The 17,239-nt window shown below is 71.3% G+C and carries 12 protein-coding genes; 10 read left to right on the top strand and 2 right to left on the bottom strand.

The genetic code is table 11. From position 1 onward, the window contains the following. The 3 genes from MKK68_RS07280 to MKK68_RS07270 all read left to right on the top strand — a co-directional run. Positions 1 to 2,382, top strand: a 2,382-nt coding sequence (locus MKK68_RS07280) for a hypothetical protein (RefSeq protein ID WP_409567192.1), incomplete at its 5' end; no start/stop codon positions are given. A gap of 103 nt (positions 2,383 to 2,485) precedes the next feature. Further along, positions 2,486 to 4,210 carry a type I secretion system permease/ATPase gene (locus MKK68_RS07275; RefSeq protein ID WP_244029560.1) on the top strand — a complete coding sequence of 575 codons (1,725 nt, stop codon included), beginning with the start codon at positions 2,486 to 2,488 and terminating at the stop codon, positions 4,208 to 4,210. Beyond that, positions 4,207 to 5,535, top strand: a complete 1,329-nt coding sequence (locus tag MKK68_RS07270; protein WP_147840765.1) for an HlyD family type I secretion periplasmic adaptor subunit — start codon at positions 4,207 to 4,209, stop codon at positions 5,533 to 5,535. Before MKK68_RS07275 ends, MKK68_RS07270 begins: the two co-directional genes overlap by 4 nt. A 59-nt stretch (positions 5,536 to 5,594) precedes the next feature. Here MKK68_RS07270 and MKK68_RS07265 read toward each other — a convergent pair whose 3' ends face one another. Continuing rightward, positions 5,595 to 6,476: an aldo/keto reductase family oxidoreductase gene (locus MKK68_RS07265; RefSeq protein WP_244029558.1), complete on the bottom strand. Its 882-nt coding sequence runs from the start codon at positions 6,474 to 6,476 to the stop codon at positions 5,595 to 5,597. 91 nt (positions 6,477 to 6,567) lie between these two features. Here MKK68_RS07265 and MKK68_RS07260 point away from each other — a divergent pair, with 91 nt between their 5' ends. The 6 genes from MKK68_RS07260 (at position 6,568) to MKK68_RS07235 (ending at position 13,607) form a co-directional block, all read left to right on the top strand. Further along, positions 6,568 to 7,473 carry a LysR substrate-binding domain-containing protein gene (locus MKK68_RS07260; protein ID WP_244029557.1) on the top strand — a complete coding sequence of 302 codons (906 nt, stop codon included), beginning with the start codon at positions 6,568 to 6,570 and terminating at the stop codon, positions 7,471 to 7,473. 224 nt (positions 7,474 to 7,697) lie between these two features. After that, complete coding sequence (locus MKK68_RS07255; protein ID WP_147858465.1) at positions 7,698 to 8,747, top strand: ketopantoate reductase family protein; 1,050 nt, start codon at positions 7,698 to 7,700, stop codon at positions 8,745 to 8,747. A 234-nt stretch (positions 8,748 to 8,981) separates the two neighbouring features. Next, the gene (locus MKK68_RS07250) at positions 8,982 to 9,905 is read left to right on the top strand and encodes a LysR family transcriptional regulator (RefSeq protein ID WP_147858466.1); all 924 of its coding nucleotides are present in this window, start codon (positions 8,982 to 8,984) and stop codon (positions 9,903 to 9,905) included. A gap of 108 nt (positions 9,906 to 10,013) precedes the next feature. Next, on the top strand, positions 10,014 to 11,231 hold the full coding sequence (locus MKK68_RS07245; protein ID WP_244029555.1) for a CaiB/BaiF CoA transferase family protein: 1,218 nt from the start codon (positions 10,014 to 10,016) through the stop codon (positions 11,229 to 11,231). Continuing rightward, positions 11,228 to 12,151 (top strand): hydroxymethylglutaryl-CoA lyase, encoded by a 924-nt coding sequence (locus MKK68_RS07240; RefSeq protein WP_244029553.1) that lies wholly within the window; start codon positions 11,228 to 11,230, stop codon positions 12,149 to 12,151. Before MKK68_RS07245 ends, MKK68_RS07240 begins: the two co-directional genes overlap by 4 nt. Before the next feature lie 133 nt (positions 12,152 to 12,284). Then, the gene (locus MKK68_RS07235; protein WP_244029551.1) at positions 12,285 to 13,607 is read left to right on the top strand and encodes an MFS transporter; all 1,323 of its coding nucleotides are present in this window, start codon (positions 12,285 to 12,287) and stop codon (positions 13,605 to 13,607) included. A gap of 112 nt (positions 13,608 to 13,719) precedes the next feature. Here MKK68_RS07235 and MKK68_RS07230 read toward each other — a convergent pair whose 3' ends face one another. Beyond that, complete coding sequence (locus tag MKK68_RS07230) at positions 13,720 to 16,077, bottom strand: transketolase (protein ID WP_244029550.1); 2,358 nt, start codon at positions 16,075 to 16,077, stop codon at positions 13,720 to 13,722. 125 nt (positions 16,078 to 16,202) lie between these two features. On the opposite strand from MKK68_RS07230, the gene MKK68_RS07225 reads away from it, so the two are divergent. Beyond that, the gene (locus tag MKK68_RS07225) at positions 16,203 to 16,670 is read left to right on the top strand and encodes an Lrp/AsnC family transcriptional regulator (protein ID WP_147858470.1); all 468 of its coding nucleotides are present in this window, start codon (positions 16,203 to 16,205) and stop codon (positions 16,668 to 16,670) included. The last annotated feature ends 569 nt before the right edge of the window (positions 16,671 to 17,239 follow it).

Raw genomic sequence — 17,239 nt, 5'->3', positions numbered from 1 at the left:
TTCTCCATCAGCCCGCGCAGGGCCATGATCTCGTCGGTCATCGGGGGTCTCTCGGGTTCGGGGTTGGTCGTCGCAACCCGACCCTACCCGGCAACCGCCGATGACCACCCCTCAGCTACACCACCGCCTGGGACACGACCCCACGAGGTCGCTCCGGCGAACGGACCGCTCCACGGCCTGACCAACCTCGGCGAGACCCTCGGGCTCGGCCATCTCGGGGAGACCGGAAACCTTCTGACCGATCTCGGCGGCGTCGCCGCGAACCCGACCGGCACCGAGGCGGTCGGTCCGCTGCTGACCGATGCCGGCGGCGTCGCCGCCGCCGCCGGAACGCTGGCGGAGATGGTCGGCGCGGTGCCGGCATCCGGCAACGGCCTCGTCGGCAGCGGCAGCATCCTCGGCCCCGCGACCAACATCCTGAACCAGGCCGTCCTCGACGTGCACGCCACGCTCGAGACCGTCGGCCACCAGATCCCGGTTCTCAATGGGCCGATCCACGCCGTCACCGGCCTCGGCGAAACCCTCGGGCTCGGCCATCTCGACACCGCGGGCAACCTGCTGACCGACGTCACCACCCTGCCCGGTTCCCTCCTCGGCGGCGGCGGCCTCCAATCCGCGACGCCGGTCCTCGGCGATCTCGGCCACGTTCTCGGGTCGGTCGATACGCTGGTCGGCTCGCTGACCGGTGCGGCGAGCGCCGGCGGCCTGCTGTCCGGGGACGGGCTGCTCGCGCCGGTAACGAACCTCGCCAACGGCGCGGTCCTCAACATTCACGCGACGCTGGAGAACATCGGCCACGAGATCCCGCTCCTGAACGATGCGCTGCACGGCCTGACCAACCTCGGCGAGACGATCGGCCTCGGCCATCTCGGCGAGAGCGGAAACCTCGTGACCGACGTCGTGGCCCTGCCCGGCAATCTCCTCGGCGGCGAGGGTCTGGCGGCGCTGTCGCCGATCCTCGGCGATGTCGGCGCGGTGACGAACGCGGCCGGAGGTCTTCTCGGAGGCGTCACCGGTCTCGTGGGCGGACTGGGCGGACTGGGCGGCCTGACCGGCGGCGGCACGAGCGCCACGGGCACGCTCCTCGGCGCCGGCGCTCCGCTGCAGCCGGTGGGCGACCTCGCCAACGGGGTCATCGACGGCATCCATGCCGGCCTCGAGCAGATCGGCCACGACGTGCCGATCCTCAACGACACGCTGCATTCGGTGATCGGGCTCGGAAATACCGTCGGGCTGGGCGAGCTCGGCGGCACCAGCAACCTCCTGACGGACACGGTCAACCTGCCGGGCGCGATCCTGAGCGGAAACGCACCGGCGGCGATCGGGCAGATCGTCGGCGATGTCGGGCACGTGGTCGACGCCGCGGGCGGTGTCGTCGGCTCCGCCACCGGGATCCTCGGCGGCCTCGATGGTCTCGGTGCCGGAGGGATCGCGACCGGCACGCCCGTCGACGGGCTCCTGACTCCCGTCACGTCGGTCGTCGGCGGGCTGACCGGCGCCGCCGGCACGGGCACCACGGGTGCGCTCCTCGGCGCCGGCGCTCCGCTGCAGCCGGTGGGCGACCTCGCCAACGGGGTCATCGACGGCATCCATGCCGGCCTCGAGCAGATCGGCCACGACGTGCCGGTCCTGAACGATCCCATCCATTCGGTGATCGGGCTCGGCAACACCGTCGGGCTGGGCGAGCTGGGCGACACCAGCAACTTGCTGACGGACGTCGCCAACCTGCCGGGTGCCGTTCTGACCGGCAGCGGACCGGCGGCGGTCGGGCAGGTCGCGGGCGATCTCGGGCACGTCGCGGACGCCGCGAGCGGCGTCCTCGGCTCCGTGACGGGGGCCCTCGGCGGTGTCGGCGGGGCCGGCGCGGGCACGCCGCTCGACGGCGTTCTCTCGCCGGTGACCGGCATCCTGGGCAGCGCCGGCGGCGCATCCAATCCCGTCGGCGGCCTCCTCGGCGGTCTCACCAGCGGTTCGGCGGACGATGCCGGGACCCATCCCCTGATCGACGTGGCGGCCGGCCCGGCGACGCCGACGCCGGCGGCGAATCTCGCGGTGCTGACCCCGAGCGCGGACCCGGCCCACACCGTCCAGGCGAGCGCGATCGCGGTGCCGGCCGATCAGCCCGGCCTGCTCCATGCCGGCCTGCTCTCGGGCGACGGCATCGTCTTCCCGCAGGCCGGCGGCGGGGGCGGAGATGCGCTCGTCGGCCACCTCCTCGACGTCGCCCCCACGGCGACCGCAGCGGCGGATGCGGGGGCCTCGCACGGGCTGCCCCTCGATCTCGGGATCGCGGCGATCAATCTCGGCGGCCACGTCGACGCCGCGCATGTCGACCCGACGCCGCACACCGCGACGACCGGGATCCACCTCCTCGGCCTCTGACCCATCCGAGCCCTCGCCGCCCGACGCGGCGGGGGCTTCCTCTTCCGCCGACTTGCCCTGCCGAATCGTCTCTGCCTGATCCTGCAAGCCGGGGAACCGTCTCGTGATCGACGAACGTGTGCTGCGTATCGCCAAGCGCCGGGAATTCTGGGCTGCCGCCAGAGCCGGGCGCGCCTCGCTGGCGACCGTGATGATCGTCAGCGGCCTCATCAACCTGCTGATGCTGACCGCGCCGATCTTCATGCTGCAGGTCTACGACCGGGTGCTGCCGAGCCGCAGCATCGCGACCTTGGTCGGGCTGGCCGGCATCGCGCTGATGCTGTTCCTGATCCAGAGCGTGCTGGAGGTGTTCCGCGCCCGGATCCTGTCGCGGTTCGGGCGCCTCGTCGACGAGCGCCTCGGCGCGCGGATCTTCCGGACCCTGCTGGTCCGTGGGTCGGAGACGCCGCGGGGCGACGACGGCCCGCAGGCGCTGCGCGACCTCGACACGGTGCGCGGCTTCCTGTCGAGCATGGCGTTCACCGCTTTCTTCGACCTGCCGTGGGTGCCGCTCTACATCGCGGTCTGCTTCCTGTTCCATCCCTGGCTCGGCACCGCGATCGCCGGCGGCGCGGTGGTCCTGTGCCTGCTGACGATCCTGACCGACTGGGCCTCGGCCGGCCCAACCCGCGAGGGCGTCCGGGTGGCCGGCGAGCGACGCGCCTTCACCGACATGGCGCACCGCACGGCGCCGCTGCTCTCGGCGCTCGGCATGCGCGCGCGGATCGCGACCCTGTGGCAGGCCCGGGCGCGCCGGAACCTCGATGTGGCGACCGACGGCAACGACCTCGCCATCGGCTTCGGCGCGACGGCGCGCCTGATGCGCACCGTGCTGCAATCGGGCATCCTCGGCCTCGGCGCCTACCTCGTGGTGCGCGAGGAAGCGACCGCCGGCGTGATGCTGGCCGCGACCATCCTCTCGGCCCGGGCGCTGGCGCCGGTCGATCTCGCCATCGCGAACTGGAAGTCGTTCTCGGCGTCGCGCCAGGCCTGGACCCGCATCGTCGCCTTGCTGCCGCCGCGGGAGCCGGCCGCCCTCACGCCGCTGCCGGCGCCGCGGGAGAGCGTGCGCGTCACCGCCCTGTCGATCGCCGTGCCGGGCACCGACACGCTGGTGCTGCACGACGTCAACGTGGCGCTCGCCCCCGGAAGCGCGCTCGGCGTGATCGGCCCGAGCGGATCGGGCAAGTCCACCTTCGCCCGCGCCCTCGTCGGCCTGGCGCGGCCGAGCCGCGGCGTGATCCGCCTCGACGGCGCCGCCATCGACCAGTGGGACCCCGACGCCCTCGGCCGTTCGATCGGCTACCTGCCGCAGGACATCGAGATGTTCGACGGCACCATCGCCGAGAACATCACCCGGTTCGATCCCAAGCCGGACCCGGAGGCGCTGCTCTCGGCCGCGAAGGCGGCCGGCGTCCACGAGGTCGTGCTGCGCCTGCCCGGCGGCTACGATGCCCGCGTCGGCGCCGGCGGCCTCGGCCTCTCGGGCGGCCAGCGCCAGCGGATCGCCCTGGCGCGCGCGCTCTACGGCGACCCGTTCCTCGTCGTCCTCGACGAGCCGAACTCCAACCTCGACGTCGAGGGCGACCGCGCCCTGTCGGCCGCCGTCCAGGCGGTACGCGCCCGCGGCGGCATCGCCGTGGTGATCGCCCACCGCCCGAGCGCGCTGACCGCGGTCGACCGCATCCTCGTCCTCGGCGACGGCCGCGTGCAGCTGCACGGCCCCCGCGACGACGTCCTGGCGCAGCTGAGCGCGCTCACCCGGCAGACACCGACGAGGGTCGCATGACGAAGGCCGACACGCCGAACCGGCCCGAGCCGGATCCGACGCGCGACACCCGGCGCTCCCTGCGCCGGCACATCGCCGGCGTCGCCACGATCATCGCGGTCGCGACCGGCGCCGGCGCCTGGACCGCGGCGACGGAGCTGTCCGGCGCGATCATCGCCACGGGCTCGCTCGTGGTGGAGAGCAACATCAAGAAGGTGCAGCACCCGACCGGCGGCGTGGTCGCCGAGCTGCCGATCGAGGAGGGCGCGCGCGTCCAGGCCGGCGACCTGCTGATCCGCCTCGACGCCACGACGGCGCGGGCCACCTACGACAGCGTTACCAAGAGCCTGTGGGAGATCGCCGCCCGCAACGCCCGCCTGGAAGCCGAGCGCGACGGCCGCGACGAGGTCGCGTTCCCCAAGGGCCTCGCCGAAGCCGGACCCGAGGTCGCCCGCATCGTCGAGGGCGAGCGCAAGCTGTTCCACTTCCGCCGCGACGCCCGCGAGGGGCAGAAGGCGCAGCTGCGCGAGCGGATCGGGCAGCTCAAGGAGGAGATCAAGGGGCTCGTCGAGCAGTCGGTCGCCAAAGAGCAGGAGACCGCGATCATCGGGCGCGAGTACGAGGGCGTCGAAGGCCTTTGGAAGAAGAACCTCATCCAGCTGACGCGCCTGACCAGCCTCGAGCGCGACATCTCCCGGCTGAAGGGCGAGCGCGGCGTGCTGGTCGCCAACATCGCGCAGACCAAGGGCAAGGTCTCCGAGACCGAGCTTCAGATCATCCAGCTCGAGCAGAACCTGCGCAGCGACGTCGCCAAGGAGCTGGCGGAGAACCGCGCCAAGGCCGCGACCCTGACCGAGCAGAAGATCACCGCCCTCGACCAATTGCAGCGCATCGACATCCGCTCGCCGCAGACCGGCTACGTGCACGAACTGTCGGTCCACACCCGCGGCGGCGTGATCGCGCCGGGCGAGCCGATCATGCTGATCGTTCCGACGGCCGATTCCCTGGTGGTTGAGGTGCGCGTCGCCCCCCAGGACATCGACCGGCTCCAGACCGGCCAGGCCGCGGGCCTGCGCTTCCCGAGCTTCGACCAGCGCACCACGCCGGAGCTGAACGGACGCGTGACCCGGATCGCCGCCGACGTGAGCGAGGATAAACGTACCGGCAGCTTCTACTATCTCGTGCGCCTCGGGGTGACGAAGGACGAGCTCGGCCGGCTGGACGGCGCCAAGCTGATGCCCGGCATGCCGGTGGAAGCGTTCATCCGCACCGCAGACCGCACCGTGCTCTCCTACCTGACCAAGCCCCTCGTCGATCAGGCACGCCGCGCGTTCCGCGAGAAATAGGCGACCGATTCCCCCGTCGCGGACGGCAGGCTCGCCGATGCGGCCTGCCGCCCGGTCGATCACGCCTGGGTCGCGGTGCCGACCCGGTCAAGGTCCGCCAGCGCGTCGTCCGGCAGGTGGAGCGCGGCGGCGGCGAGGTTCTCGCGCAGGTGCGCCAGCGAAGCGGTCCCCGGGATCAGCAGGATGTTGGGCGACCGGTGCAGCAGCCAAGCGAGCGCCACCTGCAGCGGCGTGGCATCGAGCCGTTCGGCCACCGCGGACAGGCCCGCGGATTGCAGCGGGCTGAAACCGCCGAGCGGGAAGAACGGCACGTAGGCGATGCCGTCCCGTGCCAGCGCGTCGACGAGCGCGTCGTCGCCGCGATGGGCGAGGTTGTAGTGGTTCTGCACGCATGCGATCTCGCAGATCCGGCGTCCCTCGGCGACCTGGGTCGGCGTCACGTTGGACAGGCCGATGTGCTGGATCAGCCCTTGCCGCTGGAGCTCGGCGAGCGCCGTCAACGGCGCCTCGATCGACCCTTCGGCCGGCCCGTGCCCGTCGCCGAGCATGGCCCGGAAGTTCACCACCGCCAGCCGGTCGAGCCCGAGATGGCGCAGGTTGTCGTGGACGGCCGCCGCGAGGTCGGCGTCGGACGCGGCCGGGTTCCACGACGCATCGGAACCGCGCCGCGCGCCCACCTTGGTGACGATCGTGAGGTCGTGCGGATACGGGCCGAGCGCGTCCCGGATCAGCTGGTTGGTGACGTGGGGTCCGTAGAAGTCGCTGGTGTCGATGTGGTCGACGCCGCTCGCGACCGCCTCGCACAGCACGGCGAGCGCCGCGTCGCGATCCTTGGGCGGTCCGAAGACGCCCGGCCCGGCGAGTTGCATCGCGCCGTACCCGAGGCGCTTCACGGAACGGTGGCCGATCCGAAACGTGCCGGCCTGATCGATGAGGGACATGGTGCTTCTCCTGTGACCCGACCTAACTGGACGTTGCGACCGTGCGCGAGAATGGGGCACAATCCGCACAAGCTGTGCGGATGGGCGAACGATGAAGGCCGATCTCGGAGCTCTCGACGCGTTCCTCGTCGTCGCGCGCGGGCAGGGTTTTCGCGAGGGCGCACGCATGAGCGGCGCCAGCGCGTCGAGCCTGAGCGAGGCGGTTCGGCGGCTCGAGGACAGGCTCGGCGTCCGCCTCCTCAACCGCACGACCCGTAGCGTGGTGCCGACGGAAGCCGGGGAACGGCTGCTGGAGCGGCTCGGCCCGGCCTTCGCAGAGATCGAGGCGGCGCTCGACGTGGTGAACGGCTTCCGCGACCGGCCGGCTGGGACGCTGCGGCTCAACGTGCCGGTCAGCGCCGCGCGCCTTGTGCTGCCCGCGATCGTTCCGGGTTTCCTCGCCGCCTATCCCGAGATCCGTCTCGAGGTCCTGGCCGAGGACGGCTTCGTCGACGTGCTCGCCGCCGGATGCGACGCGGGCATCCGCTACGACGAGCGCCTGGAGCAGGACATGATCGCGGTTCCGATCGGGCCGCGCGTGCAGCGCTTCGCGACCGCTGCGGCGCCGGCCTACCTCGCGCGTCACGGCCGGCCCGAGCATCCGCGCGACCTCCTCGGCCATGCCTGCCTGCGCGGCCGCTTCCCGAGCGGGGTCGAGATGGCCTGGGAGTTCGAGCGTGACGGCGAGACCGTGAAGGTCGATCCGGCAGGGCCGCTGCTCGTGCGCGTCGGGGCCGCGACCGACCTTGCCGTCGAGGCGGCGATCGCGGGGACCGGCGTCATCACCCTGTTCGAGGACTGGTTGAGGCCGCACTTGGCCAGCGGGGCATTGGAACCGGTCCTCGAAGCGTGGTGGCCGCGCTTCTCGGGGCCCTACCTGTACTATCCGGGCCGGCGACTCGTGCCGGCCCCGCTGCGCGCCTTCGTCGACTTCATCAGGCACCCGAAGACCGCTTGATCGCGGGCGCGGCCGCGCGGCGAGCGGAAGGGGCGCACGGCGCGCCGGCACGACGCGAGCGCACCCCGCCGAGCACCCGAGGGCCGTCGCCGATCGAGCCTGGGGACCGCCTGTCCCGCCGGAGCGTGGCCGCTTGCGTGCGAGCCGGGCGGCTGCGTATACCAGATACAAGCTGCGCCCTCGTCCGGCGCAAAAACAAGAACCGAACGCTCAGGGATGAAACCATGCCGCGCAGAATATTGATCCTGGGGGCGTCATACGGCTCGCTGCTTTCGACGAAGCTGCTGATGGCCGGGCATGATGTGACCTTGGTCTGCCGTCGGAAAACCGCGGACCTGATCAACAGCCAGGGCACCGAAGTCCGCATCAAGCTGCGCGACGAGGCCACGCACCGGTCGTTTCATTCCCGTGACCTGCCGGGCAAGGTCGACGCGATGCCGCCCGAGGACGTCGACGTCTCGCGCTACGATCTCGTCGGCCTGGCGATGCAGGAGCCGCAGTACAACAACCACACGATCCGCGTGCTGATGATCAAGATCGCCGCGGCCAAGCTGCCGTGCCTGTCGATCATGAACATGCCGCCGCTGCCGTATCTCGATCGGATCCCGGCGCTCGCGAAGATGGACCTGCGCGAGGCCTACACGAATGCCGGCGTCTGGGACCGCTTCGAGCCGGGCCTGATGTCGTTGTGCTCGCCCGATCCGCAGGCGTTCCGCCCGCCCGACGAGGGCGCCAACGTCCTGCATGTCGGGTTGCCGACGAACTTCAAGGCGGCGACCTTCGCCGATCCCGCGCACAACGCGCTGCTCCGCGAGCTCGAGGCGGACATCGACGCGGTGCGCGTCGAGGGCCAGGACGTTCCGGTCAAGCTCAAGGTGTTCGACTCGCTGTTCGTGCCCCTGGCGAAGTGGTCGATGCTGCTCACCGGCAACTACCGCTGCATCACGCCCCAGGCGCCGCGCTCGATCCGCGACGCGGTGCACGGCGACCTCCCCCTGTCCCGCACGATCTACGAGCATGTCGACGCGGTGGCCCGACGGCTCGGTGCCGACCCGAGCGATCAGGTCCCGTTCGAGAAGTACGCCAAGGCGGCCGAGGGCCTGCTGAAGCCTTCGTCGGCCGCCCGGGCGGTCGAGAGCGGCGCGCCCTACATCGAGCGTGTCGATCTGCTGCTGAAGCTGATCTCGCACCAGCTCGACATGCCGGATGCCGAGATCGACCGAACGGTCGAGATCGTGGACCGGAAGCTCGACGAGCGCATCATCCCGGGCTGAGCGGCCCGGTCCGGCCCGTCTCACCGAAGCGCGGCCGGACCTCGCTCGCCCGTCGGGATCATGTACTCCTCGACGGGATCCGACGGCTTGTGGAGCCCCCCGTGACGCCGAGCCCGGACGCGGCTCGGGCCGCGTGCTTCAGGCTTGGCCCGTTGCCGGAGCGTCCGGGCGCGATCAGGATCGCAGCACGGGGTCCGCCGGTCGGATCGATCGGATCACGGGAGCGGCCGGACCATGTCGGAGGGATCGCCGACCCCGTTCATTCTGAACCGCCTCGACCTCAAGACGCTGCGGCTGTTCGCGGCGATCTGCGAGGAGGGCACGCTCAACGGCGCGGCGCGCCGGGCCGCGATCGCCCCCTCCGCCGTGAGCAAGCGGCTCGCCGAGCTGGAGCGCGCGCTCTGCTGCGAGCTGCTCATCCGCGAGCCACGGGGCATGCGGCCGACGCCCGCCGGGGAGACGCTGCTGCACCACACCCGCCGGATGCTGGGGTCCGCCGAGCAGATCGCGCTGGAGCTCGCGGAGCACGCCAGCGGGCTCCGCGGCTTCGTCCGCGTGCTCGCGAACCTCTCGGCGATCGTGCAGTTCCTGCCCGAGGACCTGCAGGCGTTCCTGGCGGCGCAGGCCCGCATCGGGATCGACCTGGAGGAACGGCCGAGCGGCGGCGTGGTGGCCGGCGTGGAGGAAGGAGCGGCCGATCTCGGCATCTGCGCCGGCAGCACCGATCCGCGCTCCCTCGTCGCCCACCCCTATCGGAGCGACCGCCTCGTGCTCGTCGTGCCCGCCGGCCACCCGCTCGCCGGCCGCGACGCGGTCGCGTTCGCCGACACCCTCGACCACGACCATGTCGGCATGCACCGCGAGAGCTCGATCTACGGCACGCTCCGCGACGAGGCCCGCCGCCTCGGGCGGCCGCTGCGCCTGCGCGTTCACGTGCCGAGCTTCGACGCGATCTGCCGCATGGCGCAGGCCGGGATGGGGCTCGGCGTGGTGCCCGAGCGGGTGCACGCCCTGCTCGGCCCGCAGATGAACGTCGTCGCCGTGCCGCTCACCGACCCGTGGGCGCGGCGGACCCTGAGCCTCGTCGTCCGCCCGGGCACGCAATCGCCGGCGGCGGCCGTCCTGTTCGATCACCTGCGCCGGGCAGGCGGGGATTGAGAGGGGCGCCTGCGTTCGCCTTCGGAGAACGCGGGGTGATGCATCGCGTTTGGACAGCGTGCACCCGATCCAATACCGATCGACCCAAAGACAATGGAGGGAACGGCCATGCCAGGCACCGGCGAAGCATCGCCTAAGGGTCCGCTCGACGGGATCCGGGTCCTCGAGCTCGGCCAGCTGATCGCGGCACCGTTCGCCACCAAGATCCTGGCCGAGTTCGGCGCCGAGGTGATCAAGGTCGAGTCGCCGGGGGACGGCGATCCCCTGCGCAAGTGGCGCAAGCTGCACGAGGGAACCTCGCTCTGGTGGTACCTGCAGTCTCGCAACAAGAAGTCGATCGCGATCAACCTGAAGGCGCCCGATGGGCTGGCGGTGGTCAAGGACCTCGTGCGGAGCGCCGACGTGGTGGTCGAGAACTTCCGGCCCGGCGGCCTGGAGAAGCTCGGCCTCGGCTGGGACATGCTCTCGGAGCTGAACCCCAAGCTCGTGATGGTGCGCATCTCCGGCTACGGCCAGACCGGGCCGTATCGCGACCGGCCGGGCTTCGGCGCGATCGGCGAGTCGATGGGCGGCATCCGCTTCACCACCGGCAGCCCGGACAGCCCGCCCGCCCGCGTCGGCGTCAGCATCGGCGACACCCTGGCCTCGCTCCACGGGGTGATCGGCGCGCTGATGGCGCTGCTCCACGTCAAGACCGCCGGCGGCCAGGGCCAGGTCATCGACGTCTCCCTCGTGGAGAGCGTGTTCAACGTGATGGAGAGCCTGGTCCCGGAATACGACCTGCTCGGCGAGGTCCGCACCCGCACCGGCGGGGCGCTGCCCGGCATAACGCCCTCGAACACCTACCCGACGAAGGACGACGGCTTCGTCGTCATCGCCGGCAACTCGGACCCGATCTACCGCCGCCTGATGACCGTCGTCGGCCGGCCCGACCTCGCCGACGACCCGGCGCTGCGCAGCAACGACGGCCGCTCGCGGGTGGCCGGCATGATCGACGGCGTGATCGCGGACTGGACCCGGGCGCACACCGTGGACGAAGCGCTCGCAGCTCTCGCGGCGGCCGACGTGCCGGCGGGACGGATCTACTCGGTGGCCGACATCGTCGCCGACCCGCACTACCGCGCCCGCGACATGATCCTCGACGCGGAGCTGCCAGGCGGCACCCGGGTGAAGATGCCCGGCATCGTGCCCAAGCTGTCCGGCACCCCCGGGGCGGTGCGCTGGCAGGGACCGGCGCTCGGCGCCCACACCGATTCCGTGCTCGCCGACCTCGGCCGTGACGCCGAGACCATCGAGCGCCTGCGCCGCGAGGGAGCCGTGCAATGACCGAAACCGCCATGCTGATCCAGGAGGTCGCCACCCGCGACGGGTTCCAGATCGAGCCGCGCTACGTCGAGACCGCCGAGAAGATCCGGCTGATCGATGCGCTCTCGGCCGCTGGCTTCTCGCGGATCGAGGTCTCGTCCTTCGTCTCGCCGAAGGCCGTGCCGGCACTTCGCGACGCGGCCGAGGTCTTCGCCGGGATCGCCCGGCGGCCCGGCACCGTCTACGTCGCCCTGGTGCCCAACCCGAAAGGCGCCGAGCGGGCGCTCGCGGCCGGCGTCGGCGAGGTCAACCTCGTCGCCTCGGCGAGCGAGACCCACAACCGCGCCAACATGGGCATGAGCCCGGAGGCCTCGATCGAGGGGTTCGGCCGGATCATGGAGACAGTGAAGGGTACACCCGTGTCGACGAACGCCACGGTGGCCACCGCCTTCGGCTGCCCCTTCGAGGGCGACCAGCCGGCCGACAAGGTGATGGCACAGGTCGAGCGATACCTCGCGCTCGGCATCGCCGGCGTGACGCTCGCCGACACCACCGGCATGGCCAACCCGCGCCAGGTGGAGCGCCTGGTCGCCCGCGCGCTGGCGATCGTGCCGGCCGAGCGGCTGACCCTGCACTTCCACAACACCCGCGGGCTCGGGCTCGCCAACGTGCTCGCGGCCTACGGCGCCGGCGCGCGCCGGTTCGATGCGGCGCTCGGGGGCTTGGGCGGCTGCCCGTTCGCGCCGGGCGCCACGGGCAACATCTGCACCGAGGACCTCGTCAGCATGGCCCACGAGATGGGAATCGAGACCGGCCTCGACCTCGAGGCCCTGCTCAGCCTCTCCCGCGACCTGCCGCGCCTCGTCGGCCACGACGTGCCGGGCCAGGTCGCCAAGGCCGGGCGCCCCTGCGATCTGCACCCGGTTCCCCGGGCGGCGTGAGCCGCCGACCGAACCGATCCGCGTCGGAAGCCTCTCGGAGAAGGCGGCTCCGCCGTGCTCGCGCGCATCCTGCCCGACGGTCGTCCGCGACCGGCCGGCGGGGGCGCCCGCCGCCCCGTTCCAGGAGGAAACCATGACCGCCGCCACGACCGGCCCGCTCGCGGGTCTCGACGTCATCACCGAGAGCAGCGTGGTCCGCAAGGCCGCTTGGCGGCTGATGCCGCTGATCATGGTCTGCTACATGTTCGCGTTCTTCGACCGGATCAACATCAGCTTCGCCAAGTTCCAGCTCCAGAGCGACCTCGGCTTCAGCAACGTCGCCTACGGGCTCGGGGCGAGCATGTTCGTCGTCGGCTACGTGATCTTCGAGGTCCCCTCGAACCTGTTGCTGTACAAGGTCGGCGCGCGGCGCTGGATCGCCCGGATCATGATCTCCTGGGGCATCGCCACCGCCCTGATGGTCTTCATCAGCACCGAGTGGCACTTCTACCTGCTGCGCTTCATCATCGGCGCGATGGAGGCCGGCTTCGCACCGGGCATCCTCTATTACTTGACGCTGTGGTTCCCGGCCTCGTTCCGCGGCCGCGTGACCTCGTTCATGTTCGTCGCCTCGGCCTTCTCCGGCATCTTCGGGGCGCCGGTGGCGGGGCTGATCCTCGGCGGCCTCAACGGCACGGCGGGGCTCGCCGGCTGGCAATGGCTGTTCCTGGCCGGCGGCCTGCCCTGCCTGGTGCTGGGCGTGCTGGTGTTCCTGCGTCTCGACGATCGGATCGCCGACGCGCGCTGGCTGACGCAGCCGGAGAAGGACCTGCTCGCCTCGAAGATCGCCCACCACAACCGCGACATCGGCGACCACTCGCTCTGGGGCGCGATCAGGCAGCCGGGCTTCCTCCTCATCGCCCTGGTCTACTTCCTGCTGCAGGTCGGCTCGTACGGCCTGAACTTCTGGGGGCCGGACCTGATCAAGACCGCCACCGGCGGCACCGCGGCCTCCGTCGGCTTCCTCACCGCGATCCCCTACATCTGCGGCGCGATCAGCATGGTCGTGATCGGGCGCCTGTCCGACGCCTCCGGCGACCGGCCGAAATTCGTCGCCGGCCTCGCGGTGGCGGCGGCGATCGGCTTCTTCGCCGCCGGGCTGTTCGACAAGCAGATCGTGCCGCTGATGATCGCCCTGGCGCTGGTCGGCGCCGGCATCGTCGCCTCGATCCCGACCTTCTGGACGCTGCCGGCCAAGCTCGTCACCGGCGTCGGGGCCGCCGGCGGCATCGCGCTCATCAACACGCTCGGCCAGTTCGGCGGCATCGTCAGCCCCGTGGCGGTCGGCTGGGTGAAGGACCTGAGCGGCTCGACGACGCCCGCCCTCTACGGCATCGGCATCCTCTGCCTGGTCGCGGCCGGCCTGCTGATCTTCGCATCGCCCGCCAGCCTGCGCCGCAACGACCGCAATCCCTGATCCGGCCAGTCCTCGGCGGTCCCACACCCGCCGAGATCTCGCCCTGCGAGGAAGCCCGGGCGATCACGCCGATGTCGAGCCGCATCGGGTCGCGCAGCGTCACGTGCGGCGCTCAGGCGATGCGCAGGTTGCGGATCGGCCGCTCGGGTGCCAGCGCCAGGGCGGCCTTGGCGATGCCGCGGGCATCGAGGCCGTAGTGCCGGTAGAGATCGGCGACGGTGCCGGTCTGGCCGAAGCGCTCGACGCCGAGCGCCCGGGTGCGGTGACCCTGCACGGCACCGAGCCAGCCGAGCGTCGCCGGGTGGCCGTCGAGCACCGTGACGAGCCCGCAATGCGGCGGCAGGCCGGCGAGCAGGGCCTCGACGTGGCTCCGCGCCGTCCGGTCGCCGCCCTCGCGGGCGCGCTGCGCCGCCGTCCAGCCGGCATGGAGCCGATCGGCGGAGGTGACGGCGAGCAGGCCGATGTCGCGCCGGTCCTCGGCCATCAGGCCCACCGCCTCGATCGCCTCGGGCGCGACGGCGCCGGTATAGGCGACCACGATCTCCGCGTTCGGGCCGGGGTCGCGCAGCCAGTAGCCGCCGGCGACGATTGCGTCGGACAGGGCCGGCGTCATCGCGCGCTGCGGCTGCGCGATGCTGCGGGTCGAGAGCCGGAAGTAGACCGAGCCGCCCTCCGGCCCCTCGAGCTGCACATGGTCGAGGGCGTGCGCCATCAGCACCGACAGCTCGTCGACGAAGGCCGGCTCGAAGCTCGACAACCCGTCCTGCGCCATCCCGATCAGCGGCGTGCCGATCGACTGGTGGGCGCCCCCTTCCGGCGCCAAGGTCACGCCCGACGGCGTCGCCGCGAGGATGAAGCGGGCATCCTGGTAGCAGGCGTAGTTCAGGGCATCCAGGCCGCGGCAGATGAACGGATCGTAGAGCGTGCCGATCGGGATCAGCCGCTCGCCGAACAGCTTGTGCGACAGGCCCAGGCCCGAGAGCAGCAGGAACAGGTTCATCTCGGCGATGCCGAGCTCGATGTGCTGGCCCTTGGCCGAGAAGTCCCAGGTGAAGGTCGAGGGGATGCGCTCCGCCTTGAACAGGTCGCGCAGTTCCTCCCGGGCGAACAGGCCGCGCCGGTTCACCCAGCCGCCGAGGTTCGTCGAGACGGTGACGTCGGGCGAGGTGGTGACGATGCGCTCCGCGATCGGCGCGTCGGAGCGCGCCAGCTCGTTGAGGATCAGCCCGAATCCCGCTTGCGTCGACTGCGTCGGCTGGCGCGGGCATGGGAAGCCCGCCGGCACCGGCAAGCGCGGCGCCGTGCGCAGCCGCGGCCCCTCGGCGAAGAACGGCGCCGCGTCGATGAAGCGGCGCAGCTCGGCGTCCGGCAGCGCCAGCCCCTCGAACGGCTCCCATTCGCGTCCCTCGCGCACGCCCATGCTCTCGCGCAGCAGCGCGGTCTGGGCCGGGGTGAGCAGCCCGGAATGGTTGTCCTTGTGGCCGGCGAGCGGCAGCCCGAAGCCCTTGACCGTGTAGGCGATGAACACGGTCGGGCGATCGTTGTCGGCCGCCTCGAAGGCCCGGATCAGGTTGGTGAGGTCATGCCCGCCGAGGTTGCCCATCAGCGCGGCCAGGGCGGCATCCGAACGGCGGTCGATCAGCTCCAGCGCGTCGGCATCGTCGGCGAGGTCCGCCTCGAGGCGGCGGCGCCAGGCCGCGCCGCCCTGGAAGGTCAGGGCCGCGTAGAGCTGGTTCGGCGCGGTGTCGATCCAGGCGCGCAGCCGCGCCCCGCCCGGCTCGCGGAAGGCCGCGTCCATCAGAGACCCGTATTTCAGGACGACGACGTCCCAGCCGAACGAGCGGAAGATCTCCTCGAAGCGCGTGTACAGACCCTCGCGGATCACCGCGTCGAGGCTCTGGCGGTTGTAGTCGATGATCCACCAGGTCCGGCGCAGGCCGTGCTTCCAGCCCTCCATCAGGGCTTCGAAGATGTTGCCCTCGTCCATCTCGGCATCGCCGACCAGCGCCACCATCCGGCCTTCCGGCCGGTCGAGGCCCCAGCCGTGGGCGCGGACGTAGTCGCGCACCAGCGACCCGAACAGCGTCTGCGCGACGCCGAGGCCGACGGAGCCGGTCGAGAAGTCCACGTCGTCGGTGTCCTTGGTCCGCGACGGGTAGGATTGCGCGCCGCCGAAGCCGCGGAAGGTCTCCAGCTTCGCGCGGGTCTGGTTGCCGGCGAGATACTGGATCGCGTGGAAGATCGGGCTGGCATGGGGTTTGACCGCGACGCGGTCCTCCGGACGCAGCACCGCGAAGTAGAGCGCCGTCAGGATCGTCGCGAGGGAGGCCGACGAGGCCTGGTGGCCGCCGACCTTCATGCCGTCCGGGTTCGGGCGGAGGTGATTGGCGTTGTGGATCATCCAGGTGGAGAGCCACAGGGCCTTGCGCTCCAGTTCGGTCAGGCAGGGCAGGCGCGGGTCGCTGTGCATCGGTTCGGCCTCTCGGAGATGGCCTGAGGATGCCACCACGCGCGCGGCAGAAATTGCCAATCTCGGCGTGCCGAGCGCAAATCTTGGCAGGATCCGCTAATCCAGCCGACCTTGGAGGTGCGTTCATGCAGGATCGACGAATCGATGCGATCGACCGGAAGATCCTGGCCGAGCTGCAGCGCGACGGGCGGGTGACGATCCAGGATCTCGCCGGCCGGGTCGGCCTTTCGGCCTCCCCGTGCCTGCGCCGCATCCGGATGCTGGAGGAGGCCGGCATCCTCAAGGGTTACGTGGCATTGGTCGATCAGGCCAAGGTCGGCCTGCCGATCAGCGTGTTCGCCTCGGTGAAGCTCGAGCGTCAGCGCGAGGAGGAACTCGACCGCTTCGCCGAGGCCGTGGCGCGCTGGCCGGAGGTGGTGGAGTGCTACCTGATGACCGGGCGGCACGACTATCTGGTGCGCGTCGTCGTCCCGGATCTCGCCGCCTACGAGCGCTTCCTGAAGGACAAGCTCACCCGCCTCGACGGGGTCGGATCCATAGAGTCGAGCTTCGCCCTGGGCCAAGTGAAGTACACCAACGTGCTTCCGGTCTGACCGCGCGCGGCCGGCGTGGAAGCGAAGGGCTCGGTCGCCGGACCGTCGTCCATCGGACCGGCTTCCCCATGGACCGACCGGGCCGCCTTGCGCCGGGGCGGTTCGGAAGGCCTGTTGCGACCGCCATGGTCCGACAGAACGTCATTACCAATCCATCCAGCGGCGCCCGCCCGTGCCGGATGTGGGGGGGCTGAAGCAATCGTCACCCCGTCGGGCAGCGCCGCGGGCGGCGTGGTGCCGTCGCCCTCGACAGGATCGGCTCGGCCGAAGCGACGGAGGGCAACCGCATCGCCCGGATCCGGCAATCTCGGTATTCGAGCAGAATCGGGACCCGTCGAATGCGGACCATCTTCGCGTGAAACGACACCATCGAGGCCTTTCAGGCCGCGCGGACGGCATCTTGCGAGACACCGGCGATCTTCGCGGTGTGGTCGTGTCCCAGGCGGTGGTGTAGCTGAGGGGTGGTCATCGGCGGTTGCCGGGTAGGGTCGGGTTGCGACGACCAACCCCGAACCCGAGAGACCCCCGATGACCGACGAGATCATGGCCCTGCGCGGGCTGATGGAGAA

The sequence above is a fragment of the Methylobacterium sp. E-016 genome (assembly GCF_022829745.1).
GTDB lineage: Bacteria > Pseudomonadota > Alphaproteobacteria > Rhizobiales > Beijerinckiaceae > Methylobacterium.
This window is presented reverse-complemented; position numbering and strand designations above follow the sequence as displayed.

What these genes read in the sequence shown, in the direction of transcription:
- MKK68_RS07255 (WP_147858465.1), top strand. Translation starts at nt 7,698, where the DNA reads ATGCCGCGCAGAATATTGATCCTGGGGGCGTCATACGGCTCGCTGCTT.
- MKK68_RS07250 (WP_147858466.1), top strand. Translation starts at nt 8,982, where the DNA reads ATGTCGGAGGGATCGCCGACCCCGTTCATTCTGAACCGCCTCGACCTC.
- MKK68_RS07230 (WP_244029550.1), bottom strand. Translation starts at nt 16,077, where the DNA reads ATGCACAGCGACCCGCGCCTGCCCTGCCTGACCGAACTGGAGCGCAAG.
- MKK68_RS07240 (WP_244029553.1), top strand. Translation starts at nt 11,228, where the DNA reads ATGACCGAAACCGCCATGCTGATCCAGGAGGTCGCCACCCGCGACGGG.
- MKK68_RS07235 (WP_244029551.1), top strand. Translation starts at nt 12,285, where the DNA reads ATGACCGCCGCCACGACCGGCCCGCTCGCGGGTCTCGACGTCATCACC.
- MKK68_RS07245 (WP_244029555.1), top strand. Translation starts at nt 10,014, where the DNA reads ATGCCAGGCACCGGCGAAGCATCGCCTAAGGGTCCGCTCGACGGGATC.
- MKK68_RS07225 (WP_147858470.1), top strand. Translation starts at nt 16,203, where the DNA reads ATGCAGGATCGACGAATCGATGCGATCGACCGGAAGATCCTGGCCGAG.
- MKK68_RS07265 (WP_244029558.1), bottom strand. Translation starts at nt 6,476, where the DNA reads ATGTCCCTCATCGATCAGGCCGGCACGTTTCGGATCGGCCACCGTTCC.
- MKK68_RS07270 (WP_147840765.1), top strand. Translation starts at nt 4,207, where the DNA reads ATGACGAAGGCCGACACGCCGAACCGGCCCGAGCCGGATCCGACGCGC.
- MKK68_RS07260 (WP_244029557.1), top strand. Translation starts at nt 6,568, where the DNA reads ATGAAGGCCGATCTCGGAGCTCTCGACGCGTTCCTCGTCGTCGCGCGC.